This window comes from Pseudomonas sp. MNR3A, from assembly GCF_009650575.1.
Classification (GTDB): domain Bacteria; phylum Pseudomonadota; class Gammaproteobacteria; order Pseudomonadales; family Pseudomonadaceae; genus Aquipseudomonas; species Aquipseudomonas machongensis.
Map to the genome: position 1 here is coordinate 89,308 of NZ_VZZS01000025.1, position 23,105 is coordinate 112,412.

The window sequence follows — 23,105 nt, forward strand, 5'->3', positions numbered from 1 at the left end:
CACTCACAGCTCGCGGCGCCAGAACAGTTCATGTCGACGCACCGCCTTGCGGAAGAATTCGTTCTCCCCATAAGGCGACGGCCGACGCCCGGCCAGCCAGCGCTGCAACAGGCGCCGCAGGCGACGCTTGAACGGCGCCGGAGGCTGCAGGTCGTGCATCATGCCCAGCGCCATGGCCTTGTCGCGCTGGGTCGGTACGTCCAGCACCAGGCTGCAGGGCGCCCAGGGTTGGCCTGCTTCGAGTTGCGGCAGCAGGGCAATGCCATCACCGCTGTCACCCATGGGCCAGCGGTCGTTGTCGTGCAGGTGGTTGGCGTAGCACAACAAGGTCTGCGGCTGCCAGTCCAACCCCTGCAAGGCTTCGAGCACGGCCGCTTGGGCACAGAGATGATCCGGGTGTGGATCGAGCTGCGGGTGCGGCATGACCAGAATCTCTGGGCGGGCCATCTGCAGCAGCACGCGCAAGTCGGCCAGCAGGTTGTTCCAGGTCGGCGCACCATCGGCATCGGCCGGCAGCGGAAACGGATTGAAACGACGGAAAGGCCGGATATCGGCCATGTCCGCCTCACGCGAGGCCGCAGGCTGATCGGGTGCAGCCTGCATGGCAGGCAATTGCAGACAGAAATAGCCCAACTGCACGCAACGGGCCTCCGGCACCCCGGCCCAACGTGGCACGGCAATACTGTCCCAGGCGCGCAGGCGCCCCTTGAGCTGCGCCGCCTCGGCCTTGGCCAGACCCATCTGTTGGTAGTGCTCGGCCTCGATCTCGCCAGCGGTCAGTGTGACCACCCAGGCCTCGTCGGCCTGGCTGTAGAGCCCGTAAGCCGCCAGCTCTGCATCGTCAGCATGGGGGGCGATCACCATGACCCGGCGACGGCGCAACTCCACAGCCGCGGTTATCCACAGGCGCGGCTCGCCCAGCAGTCGGCAGTGGCGCCCGAGCAGGCGCAGTCGCCCATCGCGCAGTGCCGCGCCAAGGCCGGTCAGGTTGAGAAAACGCACGCCATCGACGCCGCGCTCGAAGGTCTGGCTGTCATGCGTGGCGTCCGCGACCAGCTCGACCCGAGGATCGAGAAAGCGACCAAGCCACCCGGACCTCACACGAACCTCGAGGATCAGCGTGTCATCTTCGCTGAACGATGCAGCGCTCTTCAGCACGCCGTCTTGAATGCCGACGGCCTCGACACGGCTATGCTCGCCGAAGTCGAAGACATAATCTTCGCCGGGCGCGTAGAACAGATGATCGGCGAACCAGGCTTCGTGGGCGGCCCAGACCAGCGGCAGCAGCAACAATGGCAGCCACCACCAGCTCAGCGCGCCCAATGCGATCAGCAGCAACAACCCGATCACCAGCCCGAGGCGCTTGTTGCGCCGGTGGCGCTTGAGCAATTGCTGCTTGCGACTCATGCCTGGTACACCGGGACCGGGTTGCACCAACGGTCCTTGTATTCACGGTCGGCACGGCCGAATGAGAAACGCAGGGCCTTGCCACGGGCGCTGGCGTCTTCCCAGGCGGCCTGGGTATTGAGGAAGCTCAGCACGCTGCCGGGGCTGAACGCCTTGGTTTCAGGGTCCACACCACCGTTGACGTACTCGACGCTGATCCATTCGGGCGACTCGACCCGGTAAATCAGCTGGATGGCAATCGGCTTGTCCTCGAGAAACAGCACCGAGCCGATCAGCAGCTCGCGCAAGCGCTCGACCACCTCAGCCATACGCGCAGCGCCGGTCGCGGGGAAGCTCCAGCGGCGCTGGAACAGGTCGCAGTACATCGCGGCGATCTCGGCACCACTGAAGTCGGTGATCGGACGCACCACGCCACCGGCCTCCTCCAGCAGGCGCAGTTCGCGGCGCTGGTTGTAGCGAAACTTCTTCGACAGATCTTCATGCGGGCGCGCCATGGCCAATTGCTCGGCCTGGGGTTTCAAGCCCTCGAAGCGCCCGTGATTGAGCTCCGACAGGTAGCGTCCGGCGTGGCGCAAGGGCGCAGCAGCATCAACCGCTGCAGGCAGGATGAGCTCGGCATTGCCCAGGTCGAACAGCCCCTTCTTGCCATGACGCTTGAGAACATCCTTGGACAACGCCAGGTGCCGTCCCCAGGTGGGGACTGCCGCCACGAGCTCGCCGCCTTGGCGCCAGCCCAGGTAGCGCACCGGAATCTGTGCAAGTTCAGCCAGTTGCTCGACCACCAACGGATGAGTGGCGACGCTGCCGCCGAAACGCTGCCAGGTGTGCGCATACTCGTTCGCATCGATAACGGCCCAGCCGCGCTCGCGCCAGGCCTTCAGATGATTGAGCATCAGCTGCGAGCCTCCAGTGCACGCACCTGTGGTAATTGCCAGAACGCCTGGCGCACGGCTGCGTCGGAAAATCGCTCGCGCAGACGCTGCAGCATCAGTTGCGCGCATTCGCGATGCTGATCGTCGCTCAGCCCGGCCATGTGCTTCAGCCCCTGCGCCAGTTGCCCGGCGTCGCCCAGCGGGAACAACACGCCTACCCCTTCGACCACTTCGCGCGCACCGCCACAGGCCGTGGCCAACAACGGCACGCCGGCGACCATCGCCTCCAGCAGGACCATGCCGAAGGGTTCGTGGTCAGAACTCAGGGCGAACACATCGAACGCCTGGAAATAGCGACGGGCATCCGGCACCTGGCCAAGGAAGTCGACACGGTCGGCAATCCCCAGTTCGGCTGCCTGGGCCTTGAGCGTGTCTTCCAGCCGCCCCTTGCCCAGCACCACCAGACGCGCATTGGCCGGCAGGCCCGGCAACGCCTCGGCGAAACCTCGCAGCAGGGTCGCCTGGTCCTTGTCCGGGTGCAGACGGCCGACGTTGCCGACGATCCACGCCTGTGCATCGAGCCCCAGAGCACGCCGTGCCTCGTCGCGCGGCACGAGACTGGCCTGCAGCGCCTCGACGTCGATACGGTTGTACAGCGTCTGGATGCGTTCGTGCGGCCACTGCGCCAGACAGCGGCGCATGTCGTCACGCACCGCGTCGGACACACCCAGCAGACTCAAGCGCTTGCGAAACAGGTTGGCGAACAGACGTCGCCCCTTGCGCTGGTAATCGCCGAAGGCATGATGCACGCCGATCACCGGCAAGCCGGTGCCGAGCAGCGCGACATAGATCGGCTTGAAGCGGTGGGCGATGCAGAACCTGAAACGGCGCTCGGCCGCGATCTTGCGCAGCGCGCGGATCGCGCCCAGCTTCAGGCCGCGTACGGCCTTGGAGCTGAACTCGAGAAACAGCACTTCGTCGGATGCACAGCCTGCAGCCACCTGCGCGTTGGCCTTGCCGGTAAGGAAGACCGTGGTGACCTTGTAGCCACGCCCCTCGAACAGGCTGGCGTACTGACGGGCGCAGTCGAGGAACGGCCCGTCGTAGCCATGGCAGAACTGCAGGACACGCAGGTCAGAGCGGCTGGTCATACGCGGCCGCGCCGTCCTTGACCACCAGGATGTCTTCCATGATCAGGTATTGCAGGTCCGAACCGTAGAACATGTTCAACGCGTCGGTAGGCGAGCAGATCATCGGTTCGCCACGGCGGTTGAGCGAAGTGTTCAGCGACACGCCGTTGCCGGTCAGCTCCTCGAGCGCCTTCATCATGTCGTAGTAGCGCGGGTTGTACTCGCGCTTGAGCACCTGGGCACGCGAGGTGCCGTCCTCGTGCACCACTTCCGGCACACGGGTCTTCCACTCTTCGGCCACTTCGAAAGTGAAGGTCATGAACGGAGCAGGATGGTCGATCTTGATCATCTGCGGTGCAACGGTGTCGAGCATCGACGGGCAGAATGGTCTCCAGCGCTCGCGGAACTTGATCTGCTCGTTGATACGATCGGCAACGTTCGGCACGCTCGGGCAGCCGATGATCGAACGACCACCCAGTGCACGCGGGCCGAACTCCATGCGACCCTGGAACCAGGCCACCGGATTGCCATCGACCATGATCTTGGCGATGCGCTGCGGCATGTCGCTGAGCTTGCGCCACTTCGGCGCATTCGGATGGCGGGCACAGGCAGCGATAACGTCCTCGTTGGAGTACGCAGGGCCGAGGTAGACGTGCTCCATCTTCTCGACCGGCACGCCACGGGCGTGGGACACGTAGGCCGCTGCACCGACCGCGGTACCGGCGTCGCCGGAGGCCGGCTGGACGAACAGCTCCTTGAGGTCGGGGCGGGCGATGATCTTCTGGTTCAGCTTGACGTTCAGCGCACAGCCACCGGCGAAGGCCAGCTTGCCGGTCTCTTTGAGGATGTCGCCCAGGTAATGGTCGATCATCTGCAAGGCGAGCTTTTCGAACAGCGCCTGCATGCTGGCCGCGTAATGGATGTACGGCTCGTCGGCGATATCGCCTTCGCGCTTGGGGCCCAGCCATTCGATCAGCTTGGGTGAGAAGTAGAAGCCCTTGCCCTTCTCTTTATAGCGACGCAGGCCGATAACGTTGGCGTACTCGGTGTTGATCACCAGTTCGCCGTTCTCGAAGCTGGCCAGACGGGAGAAATCGTACTTGCTGGCGTCGCCATACGGGGCCATGCCCATGACCTTGAACTCGCCATCGAGCATCTCGAAGCCCAGGAACTCGGTGATCGCGCCGTACAGGCCGCCCAGCGAATCCGGGTCGAAGAACTCCTTGATCTTGTGGATCTTGCCGTTTTCGCCGTAGCCGAAGAAGGTGGTGGCGTACTCGCCCTTGCCGTCGATGCCCAGGATCGCGGTCTTTTCCTTGAAGCCCGAGCAGTGATAAGCGCTGGAGGCGTGGGCCAGGTGGTGCTCGACCGGTTCGATCTTGACCTTTTTCGGGTCGAAGCCCAGTTGCTCCAGGCACCAGACGATCTTCTTGCGGTAGCGCTTGTAGCGACGGTTGCCCATCAGGATCGCATCGAGGGCGCGGTCCGGGGCGTACCAGTAGCGCTTGGCGTAGTGCCAGCGGGCCTTGCCGAACAGGCTGATGGGGGCGAACGGAATGGCCACCACATCAACGTCGGACGGTTTGATACCGGCTTGCTCCAGGCAGAACTTCGCCGATTCGTAGGGCATGCGGTTCTTCGCATGCTTGTCACGCACGAAGCGCTCTTCTTCTGCAGCGGCAACCAGCTTGCCGTCGATGTACAAGGCCGCGGAAGGGTCATGGCTAAGGGCGCCGGACAGGCCAAGAATCGTCAATGCCAAGGGACTAGCCTCTTCATTCGGTAGAGATGCGCCAGCGGCCTCGTGGGCGGCTGGCGGCTAAAGGGCGGGATTATAACGCAAAGATCAGGGACACACTGCCCCTTGTGGGAGCGGGGTTATTCGGCGATCAGCCAGTCCATGCGGAAGCTGCCCGCCGTCTGTGCCAGCTCCCTGGCCAGCCAGGGCAGCAGCTCCTTGAGCTCCTCCTCCAGCCCCCATGGCGGGTTGGCGATGGCGAGGCCCGAGCCGTTCAGCCCCTGCGGGCTGTCCTGGTGATGCACATAGAGTTCGACGCGCAGCAGCTTGGGCGCGCCGGTGCTGGTCAGGTCCTGGTAGAAACGGGTCAGCGAGCGCTGGTCCTTGATCGGATACCAGATGGCCGCGACGGTCTGGCGCATGCGACCGATCGCCTCCTTCATCGCCACGGTGCAGCGCTTGAGTTCGTCGGCCTGCTCGAAGGGCGGGTCGATCAGCATGATCGCGCGCTTTTCCTGCACCGGCAGCAGCGCGCGCGGCACATGCCAGCCCTCGCCCAGGTGCACGGTGACCCGCGGATCCTTCTTCATGTTTTCCTTGAGCAAAGGCCCGTCTTCGGGGTGTTTCTCGTTGAGCAGTGCGCGATCCTGCTGGCGCATCAGGCGCCGTGCCAACTCCGGCGAGCCGGGGTAGTAGCGCAACTCGCCATCGGCGTTGAGGCGCTTGATGATGCGCAGGTAGTCAGCGGTGGCAGCCGGCAGGTCTTCACGATTCCACAGGCGGGCAACGCCTTCGAGATATTCACCGGTACGCGTGGCCTGGTCGCCTTGCAGGTCGTACAGACCCAGGCCGGCATGGGTGTCGATATAGGCGAACGGCTGTTCCTTGCGCGACATCAAGGCGATGAGGCGGGTCAGCACGATGTGCTTGAGGACGTCGGCATGATTGCCGGCGTGGAAGGCGTGACGATAGTTCATGGCAACTCCTGCGGGGGCGGCAAGTTTACCTTGCCTTGCGGGCGGAGTCAGGCCTGGCCGTCGATCGGCACAAGGGCCATTCGCGGGCAGGCCCGCCCCCCACAGGAGCGGGCCCGCCCGCGAAGCAGCTGTCGCCGAATCAGCAGGTGTTACTTGTCTGCGTGATATGCAGCATCAGCCGTTTCAAACCGCGAAACCATGCTGCCGCTCGGACGCCCCAGCTTGCTCACCACGATGATGGCGATGGTGGCGAACAGGAAGCCCGGGATGATTTCGTACAGGCCAAGCCCGACGTAGTTCTTCCACAGGATCACGGTCAGTGCACCCACCACGATCCCCGCCAGGGCACCGTTGCGGGTCATGCCCTTCCACAATACCGACAGCAGCACCACCGGCCCGAACGCAGCACCGAAGCCCGCCCAAGCATAAGCCACGAGGCCCAGCACACGGTTGTCAGGGTTCGCCGCCAGGGCGATGGCGATCAATGCCACGGCCAGCACCATCATTCGACCGACCCAGACCAGCTCGGTCTGCGAAGCCCCCTTGCGCAGGAAAGCCTTGTAGAAGTCCTCGGTCAGCGCACTCGAGCACACCAGCAACTGGCAGCTCAGGGTGCTCATGACCGCCGCCAGGATGGCCGACAGCAGCACACCGGCGACCCACGGATTGAACAGGATCTTCGCCAGCTCGATGAACACACGCTCGTGGTTCTCGGTGACCGGGCCGGCCAGATCAGGGTTGGCCGAGAAGTAGGCGATGCCGAAGAAGCCCACGGCGCAAGTGCCCGCCAGGCACAGGATCATCCAGGTCATGGAGATGCGGCGTGCGTTGGCGATCGACTTCACCGAGTCGGCAGCCATGAAACGCGCCAGGATGTGCGGCTGGCCGAAGTAGCCCAGGCCCCAACCCATCAGCGAGATGATGCCGATGAAGGTGGCGCCGCGGAACATGTCGAAGTTCGCCGCGTTCTGCGCTTCGATCGCCAGCATCGTGGTGTCGAAGCCGCCGGTGGAGATCAGCACGATGATCGGCGTGAGGATCAGCGCGAAGATCATCAGCGAGGCCTGCACGGTGTCGGTCCAGCTCACCGCCAGGAAACCACCGACGAAGGTGTAGGCGATAGTCGCCGCAGCACCGGCCCACAGCGCCGTCTCGTAGGACATGCCGAAGGTGCTTTCGAACAGACGCGCGCCGGCAACGATGCCCGAGGCGCAGTAGATGGTGAAGAACACCAGGATCACGATGGCCGAGATCACCCGCAGCAGGCCGCTGTTGTCTTCGAAACGGCTGGCGAAGTAGTCGGGCAGCGTCAGCGCATCACCGTTGTGCTCGGTCTGCACCCGCAGACGGCCGGCGACGAACAGCCAGTTCAGGTAGGCACCGACAGTCAGGCCGATGGCGATCCAGGCCTCCGACAGGCCCGACATGTAGATGGCGCCCGGCAGGCCCATCAGCAGCCAGCCGCTCATGTCGGAAGCGCCAGCCGAAAGCGCGGTGACCACGCTGCCAAGGCTGCGACCGCCAAGGATGTAGTCGGAGAGGTTCTTGGTGGAGCGATAGGCCGCGAAGCCGATCAGCACCATTGCCGCGATGTAGATCACAAAGGTGATCGTGATTGGATTGCCCATGGTTGTGCCCTGGCGTTGTTGTTATCTCTTGCACCCGACCTTCATAAGACGGTTGCACCCAGGCGGCGAATCCTATGCAACAACATGAATCGGGTGCAACCATTTTTCATTTGCAAGTTGCACCTGGAAATGTCTTTTCAGTTAAAACCCCTTTTTTGCTCCTTTTTGAAGCAAAAGCGACGCTTTTAATAAGCAAAGGCAGCAAAAACGACCCTTTCCGCTGTTTAGCGTCTTGCGCCAGACGAGTTGCACCTTTTTCATGAAAAATTCGGGTTGCACCCGGTTGCACCCGAGAGGTGCCTGGCGCTAATCTTGCCGCCAGCTTAGCCACGCCCGTGGCAATAACGAGGATAAGAAATGGCGACGACCACCCTTGGGGTCAAACTCGACGACCCGACCCGTGAGCGACTCAAAGCGGCTGCGCAGTCCATCGACCGCACCCCGCACTGGTTGATCAAGCAAGCGATCTTCAATTACCTGGAGAAGCTCGAGGGTGGTGCAACCCTGAACGAAATCAACGGCCACGCCGCACAGCTCGGTGACGACGCCGGCGAACTTCCGGCCGACCACGCCCACCAGTGCTTCCTCGAATTCGCCGAAAGCATTCTGCCGCAGTCCGTGCTGCGCGCAGCGATCACCGCAGCGTACCGTCGCCCCGAGCAGGAAGTGGTGCCGATGCTGCTGGAGCAGGCACGCCTGCCGGCCCCGCTGGCCGAAGCGACCAACAAGATGGCCGCAGGCCTGGCCGACAAGCTGCGCAACCAGAAGAGCGCCAGCGGCCGCGCCGGCATCGTCCAGGGCCTGCTGCAGGAGTTCTCGCTGTCGTCCCAGGAAGGCGTGGCGTTGATGTGCCTGGCCGAAGCCCTGCTGCGCATCCCCGACAAAGGTACCCGCGACGCGCTGATCCGCGACAAGATCAGCACGGGCAACTGGCAGCCACACCTGGGCAATAGCCCATCGCTGTTCGTCAATGCCGCCACCTGGGGCCTCCTGCTGACTGGCAAGCTGGTCTCCACCCACAACGAATCCGGCCTGACCTCCTCGCTCACCCGCATCATCGGCAAGAGTGGCGAGCCGATGATCCGCAAGGGCGTCGACATGGCCATGCGCCTGATGGGCGAGCAGTTCGTCACCGGCGAGACCATCGCCGAAGCCCTGGCCAACGCCAGCCGCTTCGAATCCAAGGGCTTCCGCTACAGCTACGACATGCTCGGCGAAGCCGCACTGACCGAGCACGACGCCCAGAAGTACCTGGCCTCCTACGAGCAGGCGATCCACTCGATCGGCAAGGCCTCGCACGGGCGCGGCATCTATGAAGGCCCGGGCATCTCGATCAAGCTCTCGGCGCTGCACCCGCGCTACAGCCGCGCGCAATACGAGCGCGTGATGGAAGAACTGTACCCGCGCCTGCTGTCGCTGACCCAACTGGCCAAGCAGTACGACATCGGCCTGAACATCGACGCCGAGGAAGCCGACCGCCTGGAGCTGTCGCTGGACCTGCTCGAACGCCTGTGCTTCGAGCCATCGCTGTCGGGCTGGAACGGTATCGGTTTCGTCATCCAGGCCTACCAGAAGCGCTGCCCGTACGTGATCGACTCGGTCATCGACCTGGCCAAGCGCAGCCGTCACCGCCTGATGATCCGACTGGTCAAGGGCGCCTACTGGGACAGCGAGATCAAGCGCGCCCAGGTCGAAGGCCTGGAGGGCTACCCGGTCTACACCCGCAAGGTCTACACCGACGTGTCCTACATCGCCTGCGCCCGCAAGCTGTTGTCGGTGCCGGAAGCCATCTACCCGCAGTTCGCCACTCACAACGCCCACACCTTGTCGGCCATCTACCATATTGCCGGCCAGAACTATTATCCAGGCCAGTACGAGTTCCAGTGCCTGCACGGCATGGGCGAGCCCCTGTACGAGCAGGTCGTCGGCAAGATCGCCGATGGCAAGCTGAACCGTCCGTGCCGCGTCTATGCGCCGGTCGGCACCCACGAAACCCTGCTGGCCTACCTGGTGCGCCGTCTGCTGGAAAACGGCGCCAACACCTCGTTCGTCAACCGTATCGCCGACCACTCGATCTCCATCCAGGAACTGGTCGCCGACCCGGTCGCGAGCATCGAGCGCATGGCCACTCAGGAAGGCAGCGTCGGCCTGCCGCATCCGCGCATTCCACTGCCGCGCGACCTCTATGGCAGCGAGCGCGCCAACTCGGCCGGCATCGACATGGCCAACGAACACCGCCTGGCGTCGCTGTCCTGCGCCATGCTGGCAACCGCACACAACGACTGGAAGGCTGCCCCGCTGCTGGCCTGCGCCACCAGCCAGGAAGCCGCTGCGCCAGTGCTCAACCCAGCCGATCACCGCGACGTGGTGGGCCATGTGCAAGAGGCGAGCGTCACCGACGTCGACAACGCCATCCAGTGTGCCCTCAATGCCGCGCCAATCTGGCAAGCCACCCCGCCGGCCGAGCGCGCCGCGATCCTGGAGCGCACCGCCGACCTGATGGAAGCCGAGATCCAGCCGCTGATGGGCCTGCTCATCCGCGAGGCTGGCAAGACCTTCGCCAACGCCATCGCCGAAGTGCGCGAAGCCGTGGACTTCCTGCGCTACTACGCAGTGCAGGCGCGCAACGACTTCAGCAACGACGCCTGCCGCCCGCTCGGCCCGGTCGTGTGCATCAGCCCATGGAACTTCCCTCTGGCGATCTTCACCGGCCAGGTGGCCGCCGCACTGGCCGCCGGTAACCCGGTGCTGGCCAAGCCGGCCGAACAGACCCCGCTGGTCGCGGCCCAGGCCGTGCGCCTGTTGCTCGAAGCCGGTATCCCTGAAGGCGTGCTGCAACTGCTGCCGGGGCGCGGCGAAACCGTCGGCGCCGGCCTGGTCGGCGACGAGCGGGTCAAGGGCGTGATGTTCACCGGCTCCACCGAAGTCGCGCGCCTGCTGCAACGCAACGTCGCCGGTCGCCTGGATGCCCAGGGTCGTCCGATCCCGCTGATCGCCGAAACCGGCGGGCAGAACGCGATGATCGTCGACTCCTCGGCGCTGACTGAACAGGTGGTGATCGATGTGGTGTCGTCGGCCTTCGACAGCGCCGGCCAGCGCTGCTCGGCGCTGCGCGTGCTGTGCCTGCAGGAAGATTCCGCCGACCGCGTGATCGAGATGCTCAAGGGAGCCATGGCGCAGAACCGCATGGGCAATCCCGAGCGCCTGTCGGTGGACATCGGCCCGGTGATCGACGCTGAAGCCAAGGCTGGCATCGAGAAGCACATCCAGGCCATGCGTGAGAAAGGTCGCAGCGTCTACCAGGTGGCCATCGCCGAATCCGAGGAGTGCAAGCGCGGCACCTTCGTCATGCCTACCCTGATCGAGCTGGAAAGCTTCGACGAGCTCAAGCGCGAGATCTTCGGCCCAGTGCTGCACGTGGTGCGCTACAACCGCAAGCACCTCGACCAACTGATCGCGCAGATCAACGCCTCCGGCTACGGCCTGACGCTGGGCGTGCACACGCGCATCGACGAGACCATCGCCAAGGTGGTGGACAACGTCAACGCCGGCAACATGTACGTCAACCGCAACATCGTCGGTGCCGTGGTCGGCGTGCAGCCATTCGGTGGTGAAGGACTGTCCGGCACCGGCCCGAAAGCCGGTGGTCCGCTGTACCTGTACCGCCTGCTGTCGACCCGTCCGGCTGACGCCATCGCCCGCCACTTCCAGCGCGCCGACGGTGAGACCAAGGCCGACACCACCCTGCGCGACCAACTGCTCAAGCCGCTGCAGGTGCTTAAGGCCTGGGCTTCGAGCAACCAGCCCGAGCTGGTGGAACTGTGCGAGCAGTTCGCCGAACAGTCGCAAAGTGGCATCACCCGTGTCCTGCCTGGACCGACCGGCGAGCGCAACACCTACACCGTATTGCCTCGCGAGCATGTGCTGTGCCTGGCCGACAATGAGGCTGACCTGCTCGCGCAGCTCGCCGCGGTGCTGGCAGTGGGCAGCTCGGCGGTGTGGGCCGACGGCGAGCCGGCCAAGGGCCTGCGCGGTCGCCTGCCGAAAGACCTGCAAGGCAAGATCAAGCTGGTGGCCGACTGGAGCAAGGATGAAGTGGCGTTCGACGCGGTCATCCACCACGGCGACTCCGACCAGTTGCGCGCGGTGTGCCAGCAGGTCGCCAAGCGTGCCGGGGCCATCGTGGGTGTGCATGGGCTGTCCAGCGGTGATCCGCAGATCGCGCTGGAGCGGTTGGTGATCGAGCGTGCGGTGAGCGTGAACACCGCGGCTGCGGGGGGTAACGCCAGCCTGATGACCATCGGCTGAACGTACTGACGCCATCGCGGGCAAGCCCGCTCCCACCGGTTCAGCAGCGAAACGGTGGCAGCGGGCAACCCACCTATTGTTTTTTTTTCGATTTCCAGAATTTGAATCTGGATAAAACGGGTGACTTTTTGGTCACCGGTTGCTCCGGCAAAACATGCAAAAGCGTTATCTTTTGCAGGCTGGGCACATGCTTCTGAAGGTTATAAGTTACCGTTCCATTCTCGGTAGATGTGGCCAGAAATACAGTCTGCTGGGTAATCGCATCCACCTTAGCTATAAAATCCCCTGTCGCCACATCCTTCAGGCTGAAGACCTGTCTCGAGGTGATCGATACCTCGTCCCGTTCGCCTCTTGCGCCCCTGTGAATCTGGTATTCAGAGGCCGCGCCCGGGGCCGCTGACCATATGCCGCGCACCTCGCCGTTCTCGTTGAACGCCCCGCCGGCAGGCTCGATGGAATAGAGTAAGCTGGTCATCTCGGCAGCAAGTGCTTGATGTGCAAGCGTCGAAATAATCTCTAGCTGCTGCGAGCTGAAATACTCCCTAACGTTGTGTACAAGCATGGGGATTTCCTCCCCGTTTTCTATCAGAGTGTACGTGCTACGCGTAAAGTCCTTGGCAAACTGTTCAGTCACCCCTAGATCCTCCGCGAGCTGCGCAGCCGGACCAAGAGCTTCTTGCTCGCTGTTGCCCGACGGACCTATGACCCTTTCCAGTTCAGTGGGTTGATACGCTTCACTCTCACGCATCCAATACACCGTTAATTTCTTTTGACGTTGCGTCTCGTGGCTGACATTGCCCTTTAGTACAACCCCAGGCTTCAGATTTTTAAAAATCTCCGGAAACTCGATCAACTTGTCCAACGCAGCGAAGTCAGCCCCGAACTCCGACTCAAAACTGTGTAATCCATTGGCATCCCTGCGCGTCACCGGATTGTTGCGCACCATGCAATACAAGTTAAGGCCATCCACCGCACCCGCCGGGTCTGCGCTCAGCCACCGCCCGACCCACGGCTGGTAGTAGCGATAACCGTAGTAGTACAACCCAGTCGCATCTCGTTCCTTGCCTGAATAACGCAAGGTCTTGTAACTCCCTTCAAGCTCGCTACGGGCTGCCCACAACGCGGTTCCCCCAAAAGGGTAATACGCTTCATGGCTGATCAGTCTGCCCGCGCCGTCGACCTCCAGGATGCCGCTGCCCAGTGGCGTGTCGTAGCTGTAGCGCAGTTGATCGTTCTCCAACCCTTCAGGCACCTCGCTGCACCAGTGCAACATTCGCACCTGTGCATGACCGGGCTCACCGACCGAAATAACCTGCAACTCCTCCTCAAGGTAGGCATCGCGGGTAGTGCAGCGCAATTCAAGCCCGGGTAAATAGGTGACTCGAAGCGTGTGCCGGCTTGCAGCGCTCCACTGCGTGTTGACTTTCAGGACTCGCATGCTGGCATTGTCATAACGGTAGTGCTCATGGTCATCCCGCCCCTCCTCGCGTTGCTGGGAGATGACCTGATGCAACTCCCCTTGAGGCGTCCAGCACAGGGGATTGCCGGGTAACAGCGAGATCTGCTGACCCTTGGCCGTGAACAACGCCTCAACCTCGGCAGGAGTCTTCGCCATTGTGCCCAGCACCGCCCGATTGCTGCGGTCACTGACTGCGATCTCGACGACACGACAGTGATTGCTAGCAGGCACCCGGTGCACCATGCGCGTCAGGTTGCCAGCAGTGTCATAGATAAAGTTGCGGGTATAACAGGTGAAGAGCGTCTCATCATGGGGAGAAGGAGACGGCGTGTCGTACTCTCCCGACCGCGATGACGCATTGACCTGCTCCCTTCCGCAGGCGCTGACCAATTGATAAAGGCTGTCGTAATGGTAGGTTGTCTGCGGTTCCGCCACCTGGTTGCGCCAGAACCGCCTATTGTCGGTCTCGTCACGTTCGCTCACCACATTGCCCACAGGGTCGAACGTATACTGCAAATCCTGCAGGAGCCTCGCACCCAGGGCATGACTCGCAGGCCGCTCGATCCGTAGCCGAGCCTGGCGTTGCGTTCGTGGCTCGAAGAAATAGGTGCTCAACACACCGTTACCATGCAGTTCACGGGTCTTATGTCCACCTGCCAGGTAACTCGTCGACCGGACGATCTCGCACTCTTGAGAGCCTTTGCGCCTCAGCCAGCTTGCCTGGAGCCGACCCGCGATGTCATAGGTGACACGCCGCAGGTGCCCTGCTGCATCGACAATGCTCGATACTGTTCCGGTTGCGTCCACGACCGAACACGTAGTGCGTGCCTGTGCAATCGGCTCAAGTGCGCGATCCCATTCATCGACGCTCTCACCTTGCCAATCGACCACTGTCCGAACTTCATCTCCCTGCCCCAGAAGACGTCGGGTGACAGACAGCGTGGTCCCCGTCATGGCGATGGCGTCGTGCAAGGCAAGGCCGGCAGTGTCGTAAAGACGTATACAGCGACCCGCCAGGTTTCGCCCCCGCTCCAGTGCACTGCTACCCCCATAGACAAAGCGCTGGGTCATGCGGGGAACACCACCGCCAACTGTATCGCTGATGCTCGACAAACGGCCCGCCAGACCGTGAGCCTCGTACACCGATCGACGCACCACCGCCTGGCTGTAATCGTCACGCCCTTCTGCACCTGCCGCGATTGCACTGATACGCACCAAAGGCCGACTATCGATATCAGCCAAGGCAACTTCAATGCCCGCGTCGACACTCTGAACACGCAGCACTTTGCCAGCGAAATCGTTGGCCAACGCGAAGTTCACCAGACCGCGCCCAGCCATACGCGGGTCGCTGCTACGATCCAGGAAATCACGAGGATCATGCCTGTGCCGCGTGATGAGCAGGGTGGTCTGCCCAAGCGCAAGCCCATCACGATGGCAGGTGATTTCCCGTACCTTCAGCTTGCGAGCAAACACCGATACCGATGGGGTTTGGCAATGGACTAATGGCGCGTTGCTGGTCATTGGGCAATGCTCCAGTGCGGGTCTAGAGGGCAAGCAGCCCCCCAATCAGAGCTCAACGGGGATCCGGCAAAGGCCTAGGCTCTGTCTTAAATGTGTCTGCGCGAAGGCCAGACAAGGCGAAACAGGGGAAGGAACGCCCGGGGCCGCGCCCGACGGTACTGGAGTGCATGAGCATTCCGAGCCCCGTCTCAACGCAGTATGGGCGAGTGCAGGTGCATTTCAGACAGAGCCTAGGCTACCCCAGTGATGCACAAGCCACACCTGACAGAAATACCAGTGGAGCAGCGCAAGGTATTTCGACAAGCGAGCGCCACTGATGGCACACCTGCGCTCAGCCTTCTGGAGTGTCATCACGCACACCCATGAGCCTGTGCAGCCACTATCCCTGGCTCTAGACTTGCAGCATCTCGAACCCAGGAATCCCGCCATGTCCGAGCAACTTCTCAGCAGCCGCAACCTCGCCTTCGAACTCTACGAGGTCCTCGACGCCGAGGCCCTGACCCAGCGCCCACGCTTCGCCGAGCACAACCGCGAGACCTTCGACGCAGCGCTTGGTACGGCTCGCACGATTGCCGAGAAGTACTTCGCCCCGCACAACCGCAAGGGCGACGAGCACGAGCCGCGTTATGTCGACGGTCGTGCCGAGCTGATTCCCGAGGTCAAGCCTGCGGTAGAGGCGTTCCTCGAGGCGGGCTTCCTCAACGCCAACCGCGACTTCGACGTCGGCGGCATGCAGTTGCCGAGCCTGGTTTCGCAAGCCTGCTTTGCTCACTTCCAGGCAGCCAACGCTGGCACCACGGCCTACCCCTTCCTGACCATGGGCGCAGCCAACCTGATCGAGAGCTTCGGCAGCGACGAGCAGAAGCGCCTGTTCCTGCAGCCGATGATCGAAGGTCGCTACTTCGGCACCATGGCCCTGACCGAGCCCCACGCCGGCTCGTCGCTGGCCGATATCCGCACCCGTGCAGAAGCCGCAGGCGATGGCAGCTATCGGCTCAAGGGCAACAAGATCTTCATCTCCGGCGGCGACCACGAGCTGTCGCAGAACATCGTGCACATGGTCCTGGCCAAGCTGCCGGATGCACCGCCCGGGGTGAAAGGCATTTCGCTGTTCATCGTGCCCAAGTACCTGGTCAACGACGACGGCAGCCTCGGCGCTCGCAACGACGTGCTGCTGGCCGGGCTGTTCCACAAGATGGGCTGGCGTGGCACGACCTCCACGGCGTTGAATTTCGGTGACAACGGCCAGTGCGTCGGCTATCTGGTCGGCAAGCCACACCAGGGCCTGGCGTGCATGTTCCAGATGATGAACGAGGCGCGCATCGGCGTCGGCATGGGCGCGGTGATGCTCGGCTACGCCGGCTACCTGTACTCGCTGGACTACGCCCGCCACCGCCCGCAAGGCCGCCAGGTGGACAACAAGGATCCCAGCAGCCCAGCAGTGCCGATCATCGAGCACGCCGATGTAAGACGCATGCTGCTGGCGCAGAAGGCCTACGTGGAGGGTGCCTTCGACCTGGGCCTGTATGCCGCCCGGTTGTTCGACGACACCCACAGCGCACCCGACGAGGCGGCACGCGCCCAAGCCCAGGAACTGCTCGACCTGCTCACCCCGATCGTCAAGTCCTGGCCTTCGACGTTCTGTCTCAAGGCCAACGAACTGGCGATCCAGATCCTCGGTGGCCACGGCTACACCCGCGAATACCCAGTAGAGCAGTACTACCGCGACAACCGCCTGAACCCGATCCACGAAGGCACCGAAGGCATCCAGTCGCTCGACCTGCTCGGGCGCAAGCTGGCGCAGAACGGCGGCGCCGGGCTCAAGCAGCTGATTCGCCTGATCGCCAGCACTGCTGAGCGCGCCAGTCATCACCCCAACCTGGACACACTGCGCCAGCCGCTGGAGCAACTGGTCAACCGCCTGCAGGCCGTGACCCTGGCACTGCTCGGCGACCTGGCCCAGGGCAAGGTCGCCGGCGCGCTGGCAAACTCGGCGCTGTACCTCAAGGTGTTCGGCCACTGCGTGATCGGCTGGCGCTGGCTGGAGCAGGCCATACAGGCCGAACGCGGGCTGATGAAGGGGGTCGATGTCGATCGCGATTTTTACTGTGGCAAGTTGCAGGCCGCACGTTATTTCCTGACTTGGGAAGTGCCAGGCTGCCATACTGAGCTCGCACTGCTCGAGGCACGCGACGACACTTGCCTGGGCATGCAAGAGGGGTGGTTCTAGGGGGAGCCACCGCGAACCGGAGGTTCCCGCATGTTCGATTCCAGCGCCCTGCTGCGCCAGCGCTTCGCAGCGCTGCGCAGCACGGCCGAACTGTTCTCGCTTCGCCACGTGAAGCAATCGCATCAATCGCTGTCGGTGCGGCGCAACGTCGCCGAACCGCCATTCTTCAGCCAGGACGAAGGTGCCATGCTCACCGTGCGCCTGAACGGCGTCGAGGCCTACGCCGCCACCGCCGACCTGTCGCAGAGCGGCCTGCAACGCGCCCTGGAACACGCCGAGGCCCTGGCCCGGCAGATCACCGGCCACCACCTGCTCGACCTGCGCGACCAACCGGTGCCGAGCACGCGCCACGACCATATCTCGCCCAACTTCGACCAATCGCTGCCAAACCTTGCAGATTGCCTCGAGCTGCTCGCCACCGAATCGGCCAGTGTGCCCAAGGACGAACGTCTGGTGGACTGGCAGGCGAGCCTGGGCATCACCCTGGCCGAGCAGACTTACCTGAACTCGGCCGGCGCCGAGCTGCGCAACGCGCAGCGCTTCATCTTTCCGGGCCTTGGTGTCACCGCCAGCGATGGCCGCGACAGCCAGAGCCGCAGCCTGGGCCGGGAGAACTTTGGCCAGCAGGGTGGCTTCGAAATCATCCAGCGCTGCGGCCTGGTCGGCGCCGCCCGGCGTATCGCCGACGAAGCCCTGCAACTGCTGCTGGCGCCCAACACCCCGAGCGGTGCGCGCGACCTGCTGCTGATGCCCGATCAGATGATGCTGCAGATCCACGAGTCCATCGGCCATCCACTGGAGATGGACCGCATTCTCGGCGACGAGCGCAACTACGCGGGCACCAGCTTCGTCAAGAGCAGCGATTTCGGGCAGTTGCAATACGGCTCGCCCCTGCTGAACGTGACCTTCGACCCCACCATCGACGATGAGCTGGCCAGCTACAGCTTCGACGACGACGGCACCGCGGCCAGCAAACAATTCCTGATCCGCGAGGGCAAGCTACTGCGCCCGCTGGGCGGCGCCCTGTCGCAGTTCCGCTCGGGGCTCGACGGCGTGGCCAACAGCCGCGCCTGTGGCTGGAACCGCGCGCCGATCGACCGCATGGCCAACCTCAACATCGAGCCGGGCGACCAGTCGCTCGACCAACTCATCGGAGGGATCGAGCACGGCATCCTGATGCGCACCAACCGCTCCTGGTCCATCGACGATGCGCGCAACAAGTTCCAGTTCGGCTGCGAATGGGGCCAACTGATCGAACACGGCGAGCTCAAGGGTGTCGTCAAGAACCCCAACTATCGCGGCATCTCCGCGCAGTTCTGGCGCAACCTGTCGGCAGTGGGCGATAGCAGCACCTTCCAGGTGCTTGGCACACCCAACTGCGGCAAGGGCGAACCCAACCAGGTCATCCGGGTCGGCCATGCCTCGCCGGCCTGCGTGTTCCGCCAGATCGACGTATTCGGAGGAGACGCCTGATGAGCACCCCCTATCAAGAACGCTTCGAGGCATTGGTCAGTGCCCTGCGCGAGGCGCTGCACCCCGGCGAGCAGTTCACCCTCGGCTACAGCGCCGAGCAGTCGCGCTTCGTGCGTTTCAACCATGCCAAGGTGCGCCAGGCCGGCGAAGTGGCCCAGGCCAGCGCACTGTTGCGTCTGGTGCGTGACGGGCGTCAGGCCGAACAGCAGTTCACCCTCGGTGACGATGCGCAACTGGATCGCCAGCGCCTGCAAGATGCCCTGGCGCAACTGCGCCAGACCTTGCCGCTGCTGCCGCTCGACCCCTACCTGAAACTCGACGAAAGCGCCTGGCACAGCCACAGCGTGCAAGAACCGGCGCTGCCCGACTTCACTGAAGTACTGGCGCTGGTCGAGCAGCAGGCAGGCAACCTCGATCTGGTCGGCATCTACGCCGCCGGCCCGATCTGCCGGGGTTTCGCCAGCTCGTTCGGGGCCTTCGGCTGGCACCAGGCCAACAGCTTCAATTTCGACTGGAGCCTGTTCCACAGCAACGGCCAGGCGGTGAAGGCCAACTATGCAGGCCAGGTCTGGAGCAGCGAGGCCTTCAGCGCACGCCTGCAACTGGCCCGCGAACAGCTTGAGTACCTGGGGCGCCCGACGATCACCCTCAAGCCTGGCCGCTACCGCGCCTACCTGGCGCCAGCGGCCATGGACGAGATCGCGGGCATGCTCGGCTGGGGAGGCTTCTCGGCCCAGGCCCTGGCCACCGGCAACAGCCCATTGCAACGCCTGTACACCGGTGATGCCCAGCTCGATCCACGGGTTGGCTTCTCGGAGCAGGTCAGCGGTTCGCTGAGCCCGTCGTTCTCCAGCGAGGGCTCGCCCCGCGAGGACGTAGCGCTGATCGTCGAAGGCCGGGGCAGCGCGCGCCTGGTCAGCCCTCGCAGCGCGGCAGAGTTCGCCCTGCAGGGCAACGGCGCCGACAGCTACGAGGCACCGTGCGCCCTGAGCCTGGCACCTGGGGAGCTGGCGTCGGCGGATATCCTGGCGCGCCTGGGCACCGGGCTGTACATCAGCAACCTCTGGTACCTGAACTATTCAGACCTGCCGGCAGCGCGCATGACCGGCCTGACGCGCTTCGCCACGTTCTGGGTGGAAGACGGCCAGATCCAGGGCCCGGTCAGCACCATGCGCTTCGACGACAGCCTCTACAATCTGCTGGGCCCTCAGCTGGAGGACCTGACCCGCGAACGCGAGCTGATCCTGTCGACCAGCACCTATGGGCAACGGCAAACCGGATCGAGTCATCTGCCCGGGGCGTTGGTCAGAGGATTGACGCTGACACTGTAACGCCACGCCCCTGTGGGAGCGCCGGTTAGGCGCTTCCACAGGGAACTGCGCACTTTTCAGGATAGAGGCCATGCCCGAACGCGCCCCGCTCGACCCTACCACCGCCCGCTGGATCCCCTGGGTGGTGGCCATCGCCTTCTTCATGCAGTCGCTCGACGGCACCATCCTCAACACCGCGCTGCCGGCCATGGCCCGCTCGCTGGCAGAAGACCCGCTGCGCATGCAGGGCGTGATCATCGCCTACATGCTCACCGTAGCCCTGCTGATTCCGGCTTCGGGCTGGATCGCCGACCGCTTCGGCACCAAGCACATCTTCTTCGGCGCCATCCTGCTGTTCAGCCTGGGCTCGCTGCTGTGCGCGGCGGCCAACAGCCTGGGCTTTCTGATCATCGCCCGCGTCATCCAGGGCCTGGGCGGTGCCCTGATGCTGCCGGTCGGGCGATTGGTGGTGCTGCGCGCCTACCCACGCTCGGAGCTGGTGCGGATCATGAGCTTCATCACCATTCCCGGCCTGCTGGGCCCGCTGCTGGGCCCAACCGTCGGCGGCTGGCTGGTGGAAATCCTCAGTTGGCACTGGATCTTCCTGCTCAACCTGCCGGTCGGCGCGCTGGGGTGCTACGCGGTATGGAAGTTCATCCCCGACCTGCGCGGCAGCGAACGCACCACCTTCGATGGACCCGGATTCATCCTGTTCGGCGCCGCGATGGTGCTGATCACCATCGCCATGGAGGGCCTGGGCGAGTTGCACCTGCCACACCTGCGGGTGATGTTGCTGCTGTTCGCCGGCATGGCCTGCCTTGCCGCCTACTGGCTGCGCGCCGGGCGTGACCCGGAGCCGCTGTTCTCGCCCAGCCTGTTCCGCGTACGTACCTTTGCCATCGGCATCCTCGGCAACCTGTTCGCCCGCCTGGGCAGCGGCGCCCTGCCCTTCCTGGTGCCGCTGCTGCTGCAGGTGGCGCTGGGCTATTCGCCGGCCCAGGCCGGCATGAGCATGATCCCGCTGGCCGCCGCGGCGATGATCGCCAAGTCGGTGGCGCGGCCACTGATCGAACGCCTCGGCTATCGCATCATCCTCACCGGCAACACGCTGTTGCTGGGGGTACTGCTGGCCAGCCTGGGACTGGTCGACGAACAGACGCCCTATTGGCTGCTGCTGATGCAGTTGGGCTTGCTGGGCGCGGTGAATTCGCTGCAGTTCACCGCGATGAACACGGTGACGCTGATCGACCTCGACGACGCCAGCGCCAGCAGCGGCAACAGCCTGCTGTCGGTGGTCGCACAACTGTCGCTGAGCCTGGGCGTGGCCTGCGCCGGTGCGCTGCTCGGCGGCTTTACCGCCTCGGGGAGCGCAGAGGGAGTGGAAACCACGCTGGGCGCGTTCCAGTTGACCTTCCTGACCATCGGCCTGATGGCGATGCTGGCCGCGGCGATTTTCCTGCAACTGTCGCCGACGGACGGAAGGCGTGCCCGTCGTCCGGAAGAACACGTGGAAACGTAGGGCGAATGGCCATGAGGCTGGTAGACTGTGCGGCATTTTTCGCTTCGCACCGCAGGCCCGCCTCGTGACCACCGAATCCACCGCTTTCGCCTCCCTGCCGCTGTCCGCCGCCATGCTGGCCAACCTGGACGCCCTGGGCTATGCCTCGATGACCCCGATCCAGGCCCAGAGCCTGCCGGTCATCCTCAAGGGCCAGGACCTGATCGCCCAGGCCAAGACCGGCAGCGGCAAGACCGCCGCCTTCGGCATCGGCCTGCTCAATCCGATCAACCCGCGCTTCTTCGGCTGCCAGGCGCTGGTGCTGTGCCCGACGCGCGAACTGGCCGACCAGGTCGCCAAGGAGCTGCGCCGCCTGGCCCGCGCCGAGGACAACATCAAGATCCTCACCCTCTGCGGCGGCGTCTCGCTGGGTCCGCAGATCGCCTCGCTGGAGCACGGTGCGCACATCATCGTCGGCACCCCGGGCCGCATCCAGCAGCACCTGGACAAGGGCACCCTGGACCTGAAGGGGCTCAACACCCTGGTACTCGACGAAGCCGACCGCATGCTCGACATGGGCTTCTTCGACGCCATCGCCGCAATCATCGGCAAGACCCCATCGCGCCGCCAGACCCTGCTGTTCTCGGCCACCTACCCGGCCGGCATCGCGCAACTGGCCGCCGACTTCATGCGCAAGCCGCAGCAGGTCACGGTCGAGAGCCAGCACAGCGACAACCAGATCGAGCAGCGTTTCATCGAGATCGACCCGCAGCAGCGCCTGGAGGCGGTTACCCGCGTACTGGGCCACTACCGCCCGCAGTCGTGCGTGGCGTTCTGCTTCACCAAGCAGCAGTGCGAGGATCTGGTCGCCCACCTGACCGCCAAGGGCATCGTCGCCCAGGCCCTGCACGGTGATCTGGAACAGCGTGACCGCGACCAGGTGCTGACGATGTTCGCCAACCGCAGCAGCTCGGTGCTGGTGGCCACCGATGTCGCCGCCCGCGGCCTGGATATCGACGGCCTGGACCTTGTGATCAACGTGGAACTGGCGCGCGATGCCGAGATCCATGTGCACCGCGTCGGGCGTACCGGCCGCGCCGGCGAGAAAGGCGTGGCGATCAGCCTGGTGGCCCCGGCCGAAGGCCACCGCGCCCAGGCCATCGAAGACCTGCAGAAGCGCCCGCTGCGCTGGGAGCAGTTGGACAGCCTGAAGAGCAAGGGCGGTGAACCACTGCTGCCGACCATGACCACCCTGTGCATCGCCGCCGGGCGCAAGGACAAACTGCGTCCGGGCGATATCCTCGGCGCCCTGACCGGCGATGCCGGGCTGCCGGGCAAGCAGGTGGGCAAGATCGCGATTTTCGATTTCGTGGCCTTCGTGGCGGTCGAGCGGGCCGTGGCCAAGCAGGCGATGCAGCGGCTGAACAGCGGCAAGATCAAGGGACGAGCCCTGAAGGTCCGTATCGTCTGAACTATTTTGCGGCTGCTTTGCAGCCCATCGCAGGCAAGCCAGCTCCCACAGGGAATGCACCCGGCCTAGACTCTGGGGATCCT

The 23,105-nt window shown here is 64.1% G+C and carries 14 protein-coding genes; 7 read left to right on the forward strand and 7 right to left on the reverse strand.

Annotation, left to right across the window (positions count from 1 at the left end; genetic code table 11):
- Positions 1 to 3: 3 nt before the first annotated feature.
- The 6 genes from F6X62_RS17185 to putP all read right to left on the reverse strand — a co-directional run bounded on the left by F6X62_RS17185 (position 4) and on the right by putP (position 7,752).
- Positions 4 to 1,407 carry a PIG-L deacetylase family protein gene (locus F6X62_RS17185; protein ID WP_153774231.1) on the reverse strand — a complete coding sequence of 468 codons (1,404 nt, stop codon included), beginning with the start codon at positions 1,405 to 1,407 and terminating at the stop codon, positions 4 to 6.
- Entirely contained in the window at positions 1,404 to 2,300 is an 897-nt protein-coding gene (locus F6X62_RS17190) for an antimicrobial resistance protein Mig-14 (RefSeq protein ID WP_153774232.1), read from the reverse strand. The genes F6X62_RS17185 and F6X62_RS17190 overlap by 4 nt, the downstream gene beginning before the upstream one ends.
- Complete coding sequence (locus F6X62_RS17195) at positions 2,300 to 3,430, reverse strand: glycosyltransferase (RefSeq protein ID WP_153774233.1); 1,131 nt, start codon at positions 3,428 to 3,430, stop codon at positions 2,300 to 2,302. Before F6X62_RS17195 ends, F6X62_RS17190 begins: the two co-directional genes overlap by 1 nt.
- A complete protein-coding gene (locus F6X62_RS17200; protein ID WP_065863816.1) occupies positions 3,414 to 5,171 on the reverse strand; it encodes a carbamoyltransferase in 1,758 nt (585 codons plus the stop codon). Before F6X62_RS17200 ends, F6X62_RS17195 begins: the two co-directional genes overlap by 17 nt.
- Before the next feature lie 116 nt (positions 5,172 to 5,287).
- Positions 5,288 to 6,124, reverse strand: coding sequence for a 23S rRNA (adenine(2030)-N(6))-methyltransferase RlmJ (locus F6X62_RS17205; RefSeq protein ID WP_054893140.1), 837 nt, complete (start codon positions 6,122 to 6,124; stop codon positions 5,288 to 5,290).
- Between the two features lie 149 nt (positions 6,125 to 6,273).
- Positions 6,274 to 7,752, reverse strand: coding sequence for a sodium/proline symporter PutP (putP, locus tag F6X62_RS17210; protein ID WP_054893139.1), 1,479 nt, complete (start codon positions 7,750 to 7,752; stop codon positions 6,274 to 6,276).
- A 74-nt stretch (positions 7,753 to 7,826) separates the two neighbouring features.
- Between putP and F6X62_RS17215 the strand changes: the two genes are divergently transcribed.
- The gene (locus tag F6X62_RS17215) at positions 7,827 to 8,015 is read left to right on the forward strand and encodes a hypothetical protein (protein ID WP_153774234.1); all 189 of its coding nucleotides are present in this window, start codon (positions 7,827 to 7,829) and stop codon (positions 8,013 to 8,015) included.
- Between the two features lie 94 nt (positions 8,016 to 8,109).
- Positions 8,110 to 12,060, forward strand: a complete 3,951-nt coding sequence (gene putA, locus F6X62_RS17220) for a trifunctional transcriptional regulator/proline dehydrogenase/L-glutamate gamma-semialdehyde dehydrogenase (RefSeq protein WP_153774235.1) — start codon at positions 8,110 to 8,112, stop codon at positions 12,058 to 12,060.
- Positions 12,061 to 12,133: 73 nt separating this feature from the next.
- On the opposite strand, the gene F6X62_RS17225 is transcribed toward putA, so the two are convergent.
- Positions 12,134 to 15,040, reverse strand: coding sequence for an RHS repeat-associated core domain-containing protein (locus F6X62_RS17225; RefSeq protein ID WP_153774236.1), 2,907 nt, complete (start codon positions 15,038 to 15,040; stop codon positions 12,134 to 12,136).
- Between the two features lie 427 nt (positions 15,041 to 15,467).
- Here F6X62_RS17225 and F6X62_RS17230 point away from each other — a divergent pair, with 427 nt between their 5' ends.
- From F6X62_RS17230 to dbpA, 5 genes are all read left to right on the forward strand, one after another.
- Positions 15,468 to 17,270 (forward strand): acyl-CoA dehydrogenase, encoded by a 1,803-nt coding sequence (locus tag F6X62_RS17230; protein ID WP_153774237.1) that lies wholly within the window; start codon positions 15,468 to 15,470, stop codon positions 17,268 to 17,270.
- A gap of 30 nt (positions 17,271 to 17,300) precedes the next feature.
- Positions 17,301 to 18,743 (forward strand): TldD/PmbA family protein, encoded by a 1,443-nt coding sequence (locus F6X62_RS17235; RefSeq protein WP_153774238.1) that lies wholly within the window; start codon positions 17,301 to 17,303, stop codon positions 18,741 to 18,743.
- A complete protein-coding gene (locus tag F6X62_RS17240; RefSeq protein WP_153774239.1) occupies positions 18,743 to 20,074 on the forward strand; it encodes a TldD/PmbA family protein in 1,332 nt (443 codons plus the stop codon). Before F6X62_RS17235 ends, F6X62_RS17240 begins: the two co-directional genes overlap by 1 nt.
- Positions 20,075 to 20,144: 70 nt before the next feature.
- Positions 20,145 to 21,572 (forward strand): multidrug transporter subunit MdtD, encoded by a 1,428-nt coding sequence (gene mdtD / locus F6X62_RS17245; protein WP_054893133.1) that lies wholly within the window; start codon positions 20,145 to 20,147, stop codon positions 21,570 to 21,572.
- Positions 21,573 to 21,684: 112 nt separating this feature from the next.
- Positions 21,685 to 23,022: an ATP-dependent RNA helicase DbpA gene (gene dbpA / locus F6X62_RS17250; RefSeq protein WP_231100341.1), complete on the forward strand. Its 1,338-nt coding sequence runs from the start codon at positions 21,685 to 21,687 to the stop codon at positions 23,020 to 23,022.
- Positions 23,023 to 23,105: the final 83 nt, after the last annotated feature.

What these genes read in the sequence shown, in the direction of transcription:
- F6X62_RS17235 (WP_153774238.1), top strand. Translation starts at nt 17,301, where the DNA reads ATGTTCGATTCCAGCGCCCTGCTGCGCCAGCGCTTCGCAGCGCTGCGC.
- F6X62_RS17240 (WP_153774239.1), top strand. Translation starts at nt 18,743, where the DNA reads ATGAGCACCCCCTATCAAGAACGCTTCGAGGCATTGGTCAGTGCCCTG.
- mdtD (WP_054893133.1), top strand. Translation starts at nt 20,145, where the DNA reads ATGCCCGAACGCGCCCCGCTCGACCCTACCACCGCCCGCTGGATCCCC.
- putP (WP_054893139.1), bottom strand. Translation starts at nt 7,752, where the DNA reads ATGGGCAATCCAATCACGATCACCTTTGTGATCTACATCGCGGCAATG.
- F6X62_RS17225 (WP_153774236.1), bottom strand. Translation starts at nt 15,040, where the DNA reads ATGACCAGCAACGCGCCATTAGTCCATTGCCAAACCCCATCGGTATCG.
- F6X62_RS17205 (WP_054893140.1), bottom strand. Translation starts at nt 6,124, where the DNA reads ATGAACTATCGTCACGCCTTCCACGCCGGCAATCATGCCGACGTCCTC.
- F6X62_RS17230 (WP_153774237.1), top strand. Translation starts at nt 15,468, where the DNA reads ATGTCCGAGCAACTTCTCAGCAGCCGCAACCTCGCCTTCGAACTCTAC.
- F6X62_RS17185 (WP_153774231.1), bottom strand. Translation starts at nt 1,407, where the DNA reads ATGAGTCGCAAGCAGCAATTGCTCAAGCGCCACCGGCGCAACAAGCGC.
- F6X62_RS17195 (WP_153774233.1), bottom strand. Translation starts at nt 3,430, where the DNA reads ATGACCAGCCGCTCTGACCTGCGTGTCCTGCAGTTCTGCCATGGCTAC.
- putA (WP_153774235.1), top strand. Translation starts at nt 8,110, where the DNA reads ATGGCGACGACCACCCTTGGGGTCAAACTCGACGACCCGACCCGTGAG.
- dbpA (WP_231100341.1), top strand. Translation starts at nt 21,685, where the DNA reads ATGCTGGCCAACCTGGACGCCCTGGGCTATGCCTCGATGACCCCGATC.
- F6X62_RS17190 (WP_153774232.1), bottom strand. Translation starts at nt 2,300, where the DNA reads ATGCTCAATCATCTGAAGGCCTGGCGCGAGCGCGGCTGGGCCGTTATC.
- F6X62_RS17215 (WP_153774234.1), top strand. Translation starts at nt 7,827, where the DNA reads ATGCAACAACATGAATCGGGTGCAACCATTTTTCATTTGCAAGTTGCA.